This is a genomic window from Methylocystis rosea (genome assembly GCF_003855495.1).
Taxonomy (GTDB): domain Bacteria; phylum Pseudomonadota; class Alphaproteobacteria; order Rhizobiales; family Beijerinckiaceae; genus Methylocystis; species Methylocystis rosea_A.
In genome coordinates this window covers 1,836,016-1,848,467 of record NZ_CP034086.1, presented here as the reverse complement: position 1 = coordinate 1,848,467, position 12,452 = coordinate 1,836,016, and the positions used below count along the sequence as shown (strand labels likewise).

Below are 12,452 nucleotides of genomic sequence, written 5' to 3'. Positions count from 1 at the left end.
TGGCGCGCAGGATCAAGTTCTTCAGAGCCCGCGCGCCTTCCTGGATTCACCGTGTCACGCGCAGCAGCGCCTTACCCTTCTTGGATGCGAGCTCCTTGGCGTCGAGCGTGCCGTCATTGTCGGGATCCGCATCCTTGAACATGACGGAGACCATCGTCAGAAATTCGTCCTTTGAAAGCGTGCCGTCATTGTCCGGATCGGCTGTTTTAAAGTCCTTCTTCGAGACGCGGCCTTTCATCTCTTTGAGGTCGACCGTTCCGTCAGCGTCCTTCTCGAGACTCGCAAAGAGATCAGTCGCAGACTTGTTGATTTCCTTGAGATCGACAGTTCCATCATCGTCGGTGTCGAGCGCGGCGACGGGGCCGGCCGCCTTGGCGAGCGCGGACGTCGCCGGCAACGCCGTGACGCCAGCAAGCGCGAGCGCGCCGAATAGCAATGCTTTCTTCATGTGCGACTCCTTTGAGTAAGGCCATCGCACCCAATATAGCGCGGGCGCCGCCGAGCCGGCTAGCGGCCCGCGACATTCCTGCGCTCTGGCGTCAGTAGGTGATCTTCACGCCCCCATAGACGCCCAGCGGCGGGCCGATCGAGACCATGCGCGGATTGTTGAAGGCGAGAAAGGAGATGTCATTCGTGTCGAAAAACGTGCCGAAGCTGCGCGCTCGGGTGTTGGTGACATTTTCGAGCAGGCCGTAGACCTGGATGTTCGGGCCAAGCTGATACGACGTGCGAAAATTGAGAATGCCGTACGACGGCAACCTTCCGGCGAGGTTGATTTCGTCGCCGCGAATATACGGACCGGACGAATATTGGAAGTCGGCGCCGACTTTCCACAGCGGGGTCACGGCGAAATCAATCCCGGCCTTGAAGCGGTGACGCGGCACTGAGGTCAGATTTGCGCCAGGCGTCACCAGGATGGAGCCGCCGGTCCCAAAAGTCCCGGTCAGCGGATTATCGGGCGCGCCGAGCACGATCGTCGAGCGGAATGTCGCGTCCGTGTGCGTGTAGTTCAAAAAGGCGTTCACCCGTTCGGTCGTGTAGCGGAAGGACGATTCGATCCCCTGGCGTAGAGTCGTGCCAGCGTTGGTGAAATAGCCGCGGCCGTTGATCGCGCTCGGCACGCTCAGAATGTCATTGAAACTATAGGTGCGGAAGACGCCAAGGCTCCAGTTGAGATTGCCGGGCAGCGCATCGGCATAGGCGGGCAGGATCGTCGGAACGGCAATATCCCCCCGAAATCCGGCTTCGATCGTTTGCGCCTCCACCTGCTTCAGCGGCGGATCGGCGACGAGGAAGTTGTCGATAAGACAGGGCCGGTTGGGATCGGCGCAGCCGAGTTCGAGCGGCGTTGGCGCGCGGTTCGCCTCGGAGTAGCTGGCGTAGGCGGAGACGTTCGGCAGTATTTTGTAGGTCAGGCCCGCGACTGGATTGATGCGGGTGAAGACGCCATTGCCGTTCAGCGTCGTTCCTCTCATGTCGTAGAGCGCGATGTTGGCGCGGTTGAAACGGGCGCCCGCTGTGACCTTTAGATCGTCGGTCAAATCCAGCGAATCGAGCGCATAGACGCCGAGATAATCGTTCGCCGCACGCACAGAGACGCTGGAGATGCCGGTCGCCTGCTCTTCGACAATGTAGCCGAAACCCCCGACGACGAGATTGGGCTGAATGATGCCCAGTTCCTCATTGGCGGAGAAGGCGGTCCAGCCATGATCGTAGCTGACGCCAAAGGTGATCTTGTTGTGGAAGCCGAAATAGAGATCCTCGTTCGTGACCTGCACCGTGCCGCCGACGGTGCGCGACCGCGTCCAGGTTCTATCGATCGCCCCCAGAGCGACCTGCCCGTTGAAGAAATTGGGGATGTTTGTGTCGCCGGCGTCGCTCTCGCACAGCGACTCGTCGACTTCGCATTCGAATTCCGTCGTATTGCCGTCGACCCTCGCTTGATCGAAGGCGCGGTAATGCATGTCGCCGAAGAGCTTCCAGGTCGGCGTCGCCTGAAACACGCCATTGATGTCGAACATCGAGAGCGTGTTCTTGATCGTCTGCGGCGTTGTGAAGACCGCGCTTTCGTCGAGATTGGTGAGATCGACCGGCGCCGGACCTGAAACGCCGAACTTATTATTGGCGAGCGTCACATTGGCGTGGATCTCGCCGCTCTCGCCGCGGTAGCCGACATCGCCATAGAAGCGCTTGATGTGCGCGCCGGAAAACTGGCGGTAGCCGTCGTCGCCAAGCGCCTCCATCGCCATGTAGGTGGCGAACGGCCCAGAGATGAGGCCGTGCTGCATCGATGCTTGGCGGCGGCCGCGGCTGCCGAAGCGCCCGTCGAGCTCGAACCCCTGCCACGTGAAGCCGTTTTTCATGTCGAGCGTAACGGCGCCGCCGATGGCGTTGAGGCCGAACAGCGGGTTGCCGGTCACGAGCGTGAAGCGATCAATCGCCACGCTCGGGATCATGTCCCAATAGACGTTGTCGCCCCAGGCTTCGTTGATGCGAATGCCGTTCTGATAAACGGCGAGGCCTTGTGGCGTTCCGGCGATGGGCGAGGCGACGAAGCCGCGGAAATCGATTTCCGGCAGGAACGGTCCGCCTGCCACGTCATTGACGGTGACTCCGGGCGCCTGACGAACAAGGTTCTCCGGGAGATTGAACGCGCGCGTGTTCTGCAGCTCATTGCCGGTGATCGTATAGGTCGCCGCTGGAACAGCGTAACGCACGATGGGAGACGCCGGCAGAGCAGGCGTCGCAGGCGCTGACGTCACCGACGCACGACCTGCCGGCGCGCGCTGGGTCGAGGGCGTCGTCTGCACAGGCGGCCGCGCGGTCGAACGCAGAGGCGCGCCTCCTACCTCGATCGTCGGCAATGCCTGCTGCGCGCGGGCTGTTGTGGCGAGAGAAGCGCAAAGAGCGATGAGCGAGACCTGCTTGACGTAGCGCATTGAGAGCCCTGGAACATTCAATCCTGTTGAACGACTTATAGCTATGAGGCTCGCGGCCGGTAGTGGCGCAAGGCGACAAACCGGCAATATTTCCCGTCTGTTGCGCGACGGCTACACTTCTGAAAAATAACGGAAATCTGCGGATACATTCCCGTATGTTTCGGGAAGATATCCCGACCGCGCGACGAGCGCGAATGGCCGCGCGCGCCAGCGTCAACAGCCGAATACCGGTGGGATAATGTGTTTGTCCGGCGCAAAATCGCCGTCGAGCGCGTCGAACACGCTGGCTCGCAGGCTGGCATCGGCTCGCGCAGATCAGATTATGTCGTCGCCGAAACGCCAGTGGCTTTCCGCCGCAAGGGCAGGCTCGCGATCAGAACGGCAAGAATTCCCGTGACGAAAATGCCGTCGAATGTTCCGGCGCCGCCAAACGAAACGATCGGCGTCCCGATGCCCTCTATCTTATCAAGATTGAGCAAGTCGGCGCCGATGAGCGTGCCGAGACTGCCGCTGACATAGGCGACCGGCGCGGCGAAATCGCGCGACAGCAAAATCGCGAGAGCCGCCGACACCAGCGGCGGCGCCAGGATCGGCACGCTAATGCCGGCGCCGGGCACAATCCGCGCAAAGTAATGGACGACCACAGCGACGATCGCCGTCGCAAGCGCCGCCACGATCCAGATGCGATTACGGGCGAGCAAATAGATCGAAAGCAACAGTGGAATAACGGCGCCGCCGACATTGACGGCCAATATCATTCCCGGCCAGTTGACGACCTCTGGGACGACATAGCGCCCGCCAAAATCGTCGACCATTTCTTGAGGAACGACGCGTTCCTGGGTGAAATGCGCAACCGGAATGTTCACATAGCTTCCCAGAAGCGACGCGAGCAAGAGGAGCGTCGCATATTTCGAACTCAGGCCGATGCGGCCGAAAGCATAGCGAAGCACGCCAAACTGGATCAGCAGGAACAGCGCGATGAGCGCGCCCGTGAAGACCGCGTAGAGGATGGGCGGCAGCGGGAGATAGTCAACATGTTGTGAGTACACGCGCGACCCCATGGATGCGGTGCGTTGACCGTCAAGGCGCATATAGGGGCGACGCGACGCTGGTCGAGTTGAGCGCACATAGGCGAACATTGGCGAGCTCAAGCGAGACGTTGCGCGCCCCTTGGCTTGACCTCATAGCGGGTCGTGCTGCGCCGTTCCGCCCTCGCGCATCGGCAGCGACGCGGTCAGCCGCGCGCCGCCCATTGCGTCGTTCGCAAGCGTGAGCGCGCCGCCGAGCGCGCCGACTCGTTCGCTCATGCCGCGCAAACCGAGACCGCTCGAGGACGCGGAACGCGTCGTTTGGAGGCCGGCCCCATTGTCCCGCACGACAATATGCAATGCGCCCGTCGACCGCATGACGGCAACCTCGACCCGATTGGCGCCCGAATGCTTTAACGCATTGGCGAGCGCTTCCTGCACGATGCGATAGGCGGTGAGCGCGGTCGCTTCTTCGATGTCCCCGGAGGCGCCGTCGAGCGAAAGTGCGATGGCGACCTTCGGATTGGCGTCGCGCCAGCCTTGCGCCAGCGCCTCTAACGCGTCGGCAAGTCCCATCTCCTCGAGGGCGGCGGGACGCAGCCGTCCCAGAATGCGTCTGTTGACCTGTTGCAGAGCGGCGATCTGTGCGTCGATGCGGGCGCAATCTTCTGCGAGTCGGATCGGGTCTGCGCCCGGCGCGGTCGCCCGGCGCGCCAATGCGCCAACGCCGGCGCGCACAGTGAAAAGAAAAGGGCCGATCTCGTCATGCAGGTCGCGGGCGATGTCTTTGCGCTCTTCGTCCTGCACATGGATCATGCGCCGCACGAGCCTGCGATTTTCGTCGTCGAGCCGTTGCAGCGTCGCCGCCAACGCGTTGATCCGTTCGGCGATGATGACGAACTCCGGAGAACCATCGGCGGGAACGCGCATCGAATGTTCGCCGCGCTCGAGACGCTGCAGGCCCTCCGCGAGCGTGGCGACCGGACGCAGCGTTCGCGACACGGCGAGTGAAACGAGCGCGAAGGCGGCGACGGCGATTCCCGCGCCGCCGATCGCGAGCCAAACGATCTCCTGCCAAATTTCGGCGATCTCATCCGCGGGATTGGAAGCGATCATGATCGCGGCCCCCCGGCCGGTTTCGATTCGGGTCACAGCGGCGTTCGGCAGCACGAGCCGGGTGAACCACTGCGGCGCGCGGTCGACGTCCTCCCGCGCGTGCGTCTCCTCTCCGGCGAGCGTGACGCGAACATGGCGCAGCCGCCGCGCGTCGGCGAGAAGTCGCCCGATCTCCGCCTCCGGGTCTGGCGCCGCGTCAAGTCGCGTTAGCGTCGCTTCTACGAGTTCGCGCGCAAGGCGCGTCGCGCCGTCGGCTTCGGCGCGAACGCGCGCGCCCGCATGCAATACGAGCAGGCCGACGCCGAGCGCCAGTCCCAGCGCGAGCACGACGCCGAGCAGCAGCGACAGGCGAAGGCGCAGGGAGAGCCTTCGAAGCATGGGCCAATTCTCTAGAGAAGCGTGCGACTTTACGATAGGCCCCAATGCCTGCAATGTTTTGCCGCCTGCCGTTGGCAGGCCCGGGATACTTGGAGCCATGACCGATTATGCGCGTTCTTATCGTCGACGACCATCCGATCATCGTTTCCGGCTGCGCAGCGATGCTCGCCGGTGAGGGCGACATCGACGTCGTCGACGCGCGAGACGCGGAGACGGGTCTTAGCGTTTTCGTGGCGCAAAAGCCCGACGTGACAGTCGTCGACATCGGCCTGCCGGGGGTTTCGGGATTTGAGTTGACGCGGCGGATTCTCGAGACTGATCCACATGCCCGCATCGTCGTCTTCAGCATGAACGACGACCCGATTTTTGCCGCGCGCGCGATTCAGATGGGCGCAAAGGGCTATGTGACGAAGAACGACGATCCCTATCTCTTGCTCACAGCCGTGCGCGAGGTAGCTTCCGGCGGCGTTTTTCTGATGCCTAAAATCGCCAATCAGCTCGCCTTCGAAAAGAGCGGCGCGGCGGCCAGTCCGCTCTCCGCGTTGACCGCGCGTGAATTGGAGATTTTGCGAATGCTCGGGCGCGGGCTCGGGATGGCCGAGATCGCCGATGCGACTCAAGTCTCCTACAAGACGATCGCCAACAGCTGCTCGATCATGAAACGAAAGCTTGGCGCCCGCACGCCGATGGAGCTGATGCGCATCGCGCTCGAACACAAGTTGACGTAAGACGCGCATTCACCCTCCCCTTGAGGGGGAGGGTCGGCGCGAAGCGCGGGGTGGGGTGGCGCAGGGCCGCAAGTCCTCGCAGTTGAGTTCGGGAGGCGAGACGCATTCTTTCTCAAATGGTTTTTGCGTCGTCACCCCACCCCGCATTGCTTTGCAATGCGACCCTCCCCCTCAAGGGGAGGGTGCGTCCACGCCTAATTTCCTTGCGCGTCCGGATAGAGTTCCGGCGCAGTATAACTCGCCGGAACCGGTCCGGTCAGCGCGCCGAGAAAGGCGACAATGTCGGCCGCATCCTTCTCCGACAGATCCTGCCCGAGCTGCGTCTTGCCCATGATTTTCACGGCTTTGGTCAGGTCGGCGACGGACCCGTCGTGGAAATAGGGCGCCGTCTGCGTGACGTTGCGCAGACTCGCGACCTTGAAGACATAGAGGTCCGCATCATTTTTGGTGACGTCGGCGCGACCCTTGTCGGGCGTCGTGACTCCGGTTTCTTTCCAGTAGTCGCTCACAACGCCAAATTTTTGGAAGGAGTTGCCGCCGACGCCCGCGCCATTGTGGCAAGAGGCGCAGCCAAGATCGATGAATTTGCGCAGCCCCGCCGCCTCTTGCTTCGTCAGCGCCGAAGCGTCGCCCATGAGGAAGGCGTCGAACTTCGAGGGCGTCAGCAGCGTGCGCTCGAAGGCGCCGACCGCGACGCCCCAATTCTTCGAATTGATCGGGTCCTTGTCGCCGGGAAACGCTTTGGCGAAGGCGCCGGCATAGGCGGGAATCGCCTTGAGCTTGCTCATCGCCGTCGCTTGATCGGGATTGCCGAAGCTCGCAGGGCCGAGCAGCGATTTCTCCGCCTGGTCTTCGAGCGACTCGCGATCGCCGCGCCAATGCTGTTTGAAATTCAGCGCGGCGTTGAAGATCGACGGCGCGTTGCGCGGATTTTCCTTGCCGAACACGCCGATCGCCTTCGGCAGCCCGTCGCTCGCCTGCTTCTCCGGCAAATGGCAATGCGCGCAACTGACGTTGCCGTCCATCGACACGCGGCTTTCGAAAAACAATCGGCGACCAAGCTCGATTCGCGCCGCCGTCACCGAATCATTGCCAGGGGAGGGAACGACGATCGGCTGGAAATTTTGTTTCGCGTCCTCGAGAAGCGTCTTCGCGTTCGGAGGTTCCGCCTGGGCGATCGCAGCGATGAAGAGGGGAGCAACGAGAGCGATGAGGAAAGAAGGCGCGCGCAAGTCGACGCTCCTGTTCGTGGCCATTAGCCTCGCCGACTCTGGCCAAAATGATTCGAGCCGGCGAAACGAAAAGCGCTACCGCTTTGCGCAGCGCTCTTCTTGCCGGCTCGATTTTTGGAATTCGTTGGCGGCTTCGGCACAGCGAAAGCCGCGCCGAATTAGATCTCGGCGGACTCGTAGCTGGTGATTTCCATGCCGACGCAGACTTCGACAATCACGGGAGTCGTCCAGGCCATTTTTTCCTCCGTATTAGGACTCTCTACGGCTCTGCCTGCTTATGTGGCGTGTCACGCCCGCAGGTTTAAGCTCGGCGCAGCATTTAACATGATCGCCGCTGCTTCGCAAATGGGATGCGGCGCACAATATCGGCCGCTGGCGACGACAGCCGAACGCTTCTGTGGGGCCTCTAATGCAAATGACGCAGCCGAACGTCTCGACAGTCGCCGTGACGGCTGATAGGCATAAGCAAAACGCGGGAGGAGCCGCCCGGCTCGGCGAGTAGGCGCTAAAAAACAAATGGATAGCGCTCACTTCGCCGTTAAGCTTTCAAGCTTGGCCAGGGCAGGTCGCAAATCGGGGTAGGAATGGAGACAGCAACGCTCGACGGCAAGGCGATTGCGCTTGGCGACGCCTATCGACATGCCGGCAAAATTCTCAAGGAAGCGGCCTTTCCGCTCATCGCCGGCCTTGGCGCCGACGTCGCCGGCGCGCGCGCCGCGATCCTCTTAGCCGAGCAGCTGAAGGGCGCCTTCGACCATCTCGCGTCGCGCGAAACGCTTGCCGATATCGACGTCAAGCGTTCCTTCGGCATGTTCACGACGACGGCGAACGAGGCGCGCCTTCGCGGCGACTGCGTCGTGCTGATCGGCCCGGGACTGACTCAAGCCTGGCCTGGCATGCTGGAGCGCCTTGCGCTTGCCGAGCCGCCACGCCGCGGAGCGCAAGCGCAGCAGCCGCGCAAGGTGATCTGGGTCGGGCCGGACGGCGACGAAGCGAAGGCTGTCCCAGGCGCAAAGGTCATTCCGGCCTCTGTGCAGGAACTTTCCGGCGTGCTGGCGGCGTGGCGCGCCCGCTTCGGCGGACGGCCGGTGGCGCTGGACGCCGAAAAAATCACTCTTATTGACGCTCTCGTGGAGACGCTGCGAAACGCGCGCTTTGGCGTCTTCGTCTGGTCGGCGTCGACGCTCGATCCGCTGGCGATCGAAATGCTGCAGGCTTTGGTGATCGAGCTTAACGCCACGACCCGATTCACGGGCGTTCATATCGGCGGCCGCAGCGGCGCTTCGGGCGTGACCCAGACGGCGGGCTGGATGACGGGCTTTCCGCCGCGCACGGGTTTTGGCCGTGGTTATCCGGAGCACGACCCGTGGCGTTTCGAGTCCTCGCGGCTCGTCGACAGCGGCGAGGCGGATGCGGCGCTGTGGATTTCCGCCTTCGACGGCGAAAAGCCTGCTTGGTCCCGCGCCGACATCCCGCTCATCACGCTCGCGCCGGCGCAGGCGGCGCCGTCTCGCGGGCTGTTCATTAAAGTCGGTCAGCCCGGCGTCACGCATGACGCGGTGCTGATGGGTCAGGAAACCGGCGGCATGACGCTGCGCAGGGCAAGCGCGCCGACGGACGCGCCGAGCGTGGCGCAGGCGATCGGCGCCATTATGGCGGAAGTTTCGGAGGGCGCATGGCGCTGACAGTTTTGCGCGGCGGCCATATCGTCGATCCGGCGACCGGCCAGGACGCGATCGGCGACGTGTGGTTCGAGGACGGCCGCATCGTCGAGCGGCCCGACGGGCGCAGCGCCGACAAGGAGATCGACGTCTCCGGCCATATCGTCATGGCCGGCGCAATCGACATCCATTCGCACATCGCCGGCGGCAATGTGAACACGGCGCGACTGCTGCTGCCGGAGCTGCATCGCGCGATTCGCGCGCGGCTCGCCGACACGCCGCTGTCGACGGCCAAATGGTCGAGCTACGAGACCGGCCGTCTCTACGCCCAGATGGGCTTCACCACTGTCGTCGAGCCGGCGATGGCGCCGCATCACGCGCTGCAGACCCATCTCGAATTCAACGACGTGCCGATCATCGACAAGGGCGCACTCACCGTGCTCGGCAATGACGACTTTCTGCTCGGCATGTTGCGCGACGGTGAGAAGGACGGCGCGATCAACGATTATGTCGCGCAGACCGTCGAAAACACCCGTTCGCTCGGCTTAAAGTGCATCAATCCGGGCGGGGTCGAAGCCTTCAAGGAGAACATGCGCGCCTTCGGGCTCGACGATGTCGTGCCCTTTTACGGGCTGACGTCGCGCCAGATCTTCCAGTCGCTGCAGAAGTCGACTCAGGCGCTGGGCATCGCCCATCCGCTGCATCTGCACATGAACAATCTCGGCCTTGCCGGCAACATCGACACGGCGCTCGCGACCATAGACGCCGCGCAGGGATTGCCGCTTCATCTCGCGCATGTGCAATTCTACGCCTATGGCAAGGAGGGCAAGAACGGCTTCTCGTCAGCCGGCGCGCTCTTCGCCGAGAAGATCAACGCGAATCCGAATGTCAGCGTCGACGTCGGCCAGGTGATGTTCTCGGACACGGTGACGATTTCGTCCGACGTTCTGAAACAGTTCAACAGCCTGCCGGGCGCGATCCCGAAGAAGGGCGCGATCTTCGACGGCGACGCCAATGGCGGCGGCATCGTTCCCTACGTCTACAAGATCTCGAATTATTATAACGCCATCCAATGGGCGGCGGGTCTGGAGCTCTTCCTGCTCATTGAAAATCCCGAGCAGGTGTTCTTCACCACCGACCATCCGAACGGCGGTCCGTTCACGACCTATCCGGAGCTCTTCGCGTTGCTGATGAGCGCCGATCTTCGCGCGCAGCATCTTGCGCGCCTTCCGGCCGAGGTGCTGGAGCACACGACGCTGCCGTCGATTTCGCGCGAATACACGCTTTACGAAATCGCGCAGATGAGCCGCTCCGGCGCCGCGAAGCTCTTTGGCTTTGTCGATCGCGGCCGGCTCAGTCCCGGCGCCATCGCCGACATCGCCGTTTACAAGCCCGGACGCGACGTCGCCGGCATGTTCCGACGCGCGGCGCTGGTCTTCAAGGATGGCGCTCTCGTCGTGCGCGACGGCCAAGTCTCGCATTACACGCGTGGCAAGACGTTGCATATTCGCCCGCGTTACGATCAGCAGATCACGAAGCGTCTCGATTCCTATTACGACGAGCTTTACGGCCTGCCGCGCAGCATTTTCGACGTGCCCGACGCGGCGCTGCCGCACAAGGACGCCTTTGCGGAGGTTCCATGCCGGATTTAATTCGCAACGGCGTGACGATAGACGACAATTTCGCCGAAGCCTTCCCCATGAGCGGGACGGGCATTCTGATCACTGCGCCGAACGCCAAATGGGCGCGGCAGGCGGCGTTGACGATGACAGGTTTTGCAACGTCGGTCATCGGCTGCGGCTGCGAGGCGGGAATCGATCGCGAAGTGCCGCCGGAGGAAACGCCGGACGGACGCCCGGGCGTGCGCGCGCTGCTCTTCGCCATGTCGTCGAAAGACGCGGAGAAGCAGCTCGTCAACCGACTCGGCCAATGCGTGCTGACCTGCCCGGGCTCCGCGGTCTATTCGACGGTCGCCGGCGAATTCGAGATCAAGGTCGGCGACGCGCTGCGCCAGTTCGGCGACAAGTGGCAGATGTCCAAGGTCGTCGACGACCGGCGCTACTGGCGCGTGCCCGTCATGGACGGAGAGTTTTTCTGCGAAGGCAAGGTCGGCCTGACCAAAAAATCCGTGGGCGGCGGCAATCTTTTGATCATGGGCGCGGACTGGGACAAGACCATGCGCGCCACCGAGGCCGCCGTCTCGGCGATCGACGGCGTCGCCGACGCCATTGCGCCGTTCCCCGGCGGCATCGTGCGCTCGGGCTCAAAGGTCGGTTCGAAATACAAGGGCATGAGCGCGTCGACCAATGACGCTTATTGCCCGACATTGCGCGGCGTCACCAAAAGCGAGCTCGACGCGGATATCGGCTGCGTGCTCGAAATCGTCATCGACGGCTTGACTGACAACGCCGTGCGCGAGGCGATGCGCGCGGGGCTTCACGCCATCATCGAGATGGGGCCGGAGCAAGGCGCCAAGCGCGTCGGCGCCGGCAATTACGGCGGCAAGCTCGGACCGTTTCACTATCACCTGAAGGAATTGCTGCCGTGAAGCCCTTTACCTTCACGCTTCGCCAGGAGCCGCCGCAGCGCGTCGATCTTTCGGCGCTGACGCCCGACCGCCTGGCGGGAAAATCCGTCGCGCAGATCGAAGCGATCGAGATCGGCGTGACGCGCATTTCGACGAAAGTCGGCGACCTCTTCAATGTTTCGGAAGGCGATCTGAAGACTGTTCGCTTCGAGGGCGGCTCAGCGCGCTTCGATCTTCTCGGCGCGAAGCTTCTGCCTGGCTTTGAGATTCATGTCGAAGGCGACGTCGGGGCGCAATGCGGCCGTTTGGCCAAGGGCGGCAAGATCACCGTCTCCGGAAACGCCGGCCCGCATGCCGCCTCGGGCAACCTCGGCGCCGAGGTGGAGATCAAAGGCGACGTCGGCGATTTCCTCGCCGGACCGCTCGCGGGCGAACTCGCCGGCATGGCTGGCGGGCGCGTCATCGTGCGCGGCAAGGCGGGCGAACGCGCCGGCGACCGGCTGCGTCGCGGCATTCTCGTCATCGAAGGCGACGCCGGCGAAGATCTCGGCGCACGCGTCATCGCCGGCACGATCCTGGTTTTGGGGGAGGCCAAGGGGCGCATCGGCTATCTCAACAAACGCGGCTCGATTGTGCTCGCCCGCGGCGGCTGCTTCGGTTCGACCTATGTCGACTGCGGCGCGCATGAGCTGACGTTCGCACGGCTTTTCGCACGTTCTCTGAGGAATCATAGCGCCCCGGCCGCCGATCTCCTGTCGCGCAAGCTGCGCCGCTATGGCGGCGACACGGCGGTCTATGGCAAGGGCGAGATATTGACCCCCGACTGACGGGCATTACCCTTGC

At 63.1% G+C, this 12,452-nt stretch carries 11 protein-coding genes; 5 read left to right on the top strand and 6 right to left on the bottom strand.

Annotated features, from left to right (window positions below):
• Positions 1 to 46: 46 nt before the first annotated feature.
• The 4 genes from EHO51_RS09025 to EHO51_RS09010 form a co-directional block, all read right to left on the bottom strand.
• Positions 47 to 448, bottom strand: a complete 402-nt coding sequence (locus EHO51_RS09025; RefSeq protein ID WP_124738604.1) for an EF-hand domain-containing protein — start codon at positions 446 to 448, stop codon at positions 47 to 49.
• A gap of 91 nt (positions 449 to 539) precedes the next feature.
• On the bottom strand, positions 540 to 2,939 hold the full coding sequence (locus EHO51_RS09020; protein WP_124738603.1) for a TonB-dependent receptor: 2,400 nt from the start codon (positions 2,937 to 2,939) through the stop codon (positions 540 to 542).
• 320 nt (positions 2,940 to 3,259) lie between these two features.
• Positions 3,260 to 3,988 (bottom strand): DUF1614 domain-containing protein, encoded by a 729-nt coding sequence (locus EHO51_RS09015; protein ID WP_124738602.1) that lies wholly within the window; start codon positions 3,986 to 3,988, stop codon positions 3,260 to 3,262.
• 132 nt (positions 3,989 to 4,120) lie between these two features.
• Positions 4,121 to 5,461, bottom strand: coding sequence for an ATP-binding protein (locus EHO51_RS09010; protein ID WP_124738601.1), 1,341 nt, complete (start codon positions 5,459 to 5,461; stop codon positions 4,121 to 4,123).
• A 107-nt stretch (positions 5,462 to 5,568) separates the two neighbouring features.
• Here EHO51_RS09010 and EHO51_RS09005 point away from each other — a divergent pair, with 107 nt between their 5' ends.
• The gene (locus EHO51_RS09005; RefSeq protein ID WP_124738600.1) at positions 5,569 to 6,189 is read left to right on the top strand and encodes a response regulator; all 621 of its coding nucleotides are present in this window, start codon (positions 5,569 to 5,571) and stop codon (positions 6,187 to 6,189) included.
• 194 nt (positions 6,190 to 6,383) lie between these two features.
• Here the strand turns inward: EHO51_RS09005 and EHO51_RS09000 are convergent, their stop codons facing one another.
• Entirely contained in the window at positions 6,384 to 7,445 is a 1,062-nt protein-coding gene (locus EHO51_RS09000; RefSeq protein ID WP_124738599.1) for a cytochrome-c peroxidase, read from the bottom strand.
• Positions 7,446 to 7,579: 134 nt separating this feature from the next.
• On the bottom strand, positions 7,580 to 7,657 hold the full coding sequence (gene pqqA, locus EHO51_RS21385; protein ID WP_083481414.1) for a pyrroloquinoline quinone precursor peptide PqqA: 78 nt from the start codon (positions 7,655 to 7,657) through the stop codon (positions 7,580 to 7,582).
• A gap of 348 nt (positions 7,658 to 8,005) precedes the next feature.
• Between pqqA and EHO51_RS08990 the strand changes: the two genes are divergently transcribed.
• From EHO51_RS08990 to EHO51_RS08975, 4 genes are read left to right on the top strand one after another with little or no spacing between them, the layout of a single operon-like run.
• Positions 8,006 to 9,106: a formylmethanofuran dehydrogenase gene (locus EHO51_RS08990; RefSeq protein WP_124738598.1), complete on the top strand. Its 1,101-nt coding sequence runs from the start codon at positions 8,006 to 8,008 to the stop codon at positions 9,104 to 9,106.
• On the top strand, positions 9,097 to 10,734 hold the full coding sequence (locus EHO51_RS08985; RefSeq protein ID WP_124738597.1) for a formylmethanofuran dehydrogenase subunit A: 1,638 nt from the start codon (positions 9,097 to 9,099) through the stop codon (positions 10,732 to 10,734). Before EHO51_RS08990 ends, EHO51_RS08985 begins: the two co-directional genes overlap by 10 nt.
• Positions 10,722 to 11,630 (top strand): formylmethanofuran--tetrahydromethanopterin N-formyltransferase, encoded by a 909-nt coding sequence (fhcD, locus tag EHO51_RS08980; protein WP_124738596.1) that lies wholly within the window; start codon positions 10,722 to 10,724, stop codon positions 11,628 to 11,630. Before EHO51_RS08985 ends, fhcD begins: the two co-directional genes overlap by 13 nt.
• Positions 11,627 to 12,436, top strand: a complete 810-nt coding sequence (locus EHO51_RS08975; protein WP_124738595.1) for a formylmethanofuran dehydrogenase subunit C — start codon at positions 11,627 to 11,629, stop codon at positions 12,434 to 12,436. The genes fhcD and EHO51_RS08975 overlap by 4 nt, the downstream gene beginning before the upstream one ends.
• Positions 12,437 to 12,452 lie beyond the last annotated feature (16 nt).

Coding starts and splice junctions, on each gene's coding strand:
- fhcD (WP_124738596.1), top strand. CDS start 10,722: ATGCCGGATTTAATTCGCAACGGCGTGACGATAGACGACAATTTCGCC.
- EHO51_RS08985 (WP_124738597.1), top strand. CDS start 9,097: ATGGCGCTGACAGTTTTGCGCGGCGGCCATATCGTCGATCCGGCGACC.
- EHO51_RS08990 (WP_124738598.1), top strand. CDS start 8,006: ATGGAGACAGCAACGCTCGACGGCAAGGCGATTGCGCTTGGCGACGCC.
- EHO51_RS09010 (WP_124738601.1), bottom strand. CDS start 5,461: ATGCTTCGAAGGCTCTCCCTGCGCCTTCGCCTGTCGCTGCTGCTCGGC.
- EHO51_RS09025 (WP_124738604.1), bottom strand. CDS start 448: ATGAAGAAAGCATTGCTATTCGGCGCGCTCGCGCTTGCTGGCGTCACG.
- EHO51_RS09000 (WP_124738599.1), bottom strand. CDS start 7,445: ATGGCCACGAACAGGAGCGTCGACTTGCGCGCGCCTTCTTTCCTCATC.
- EHO51_RS09020 (WP_124738603.1), bottom strand. CDS start 2,939: ATGCGCTACGTCAAGCAGGTCTCGCTCATCGCTCTTTGCGCTTCTCTC.
- EHO51_RS09005 (WP_124738600.1), top strand. CDS start 5,569: ATGCGCGTTCTTATCGTCGACGACCATCCGATCATCGTTTCCGGCTGC.
- pqqA (WP_083481414.1), bottom strand. CDS start 7,657: ATGGCCTGGACGACTCCCGTGATTGTCGAAGTCTGCGTCGGCATGGAA.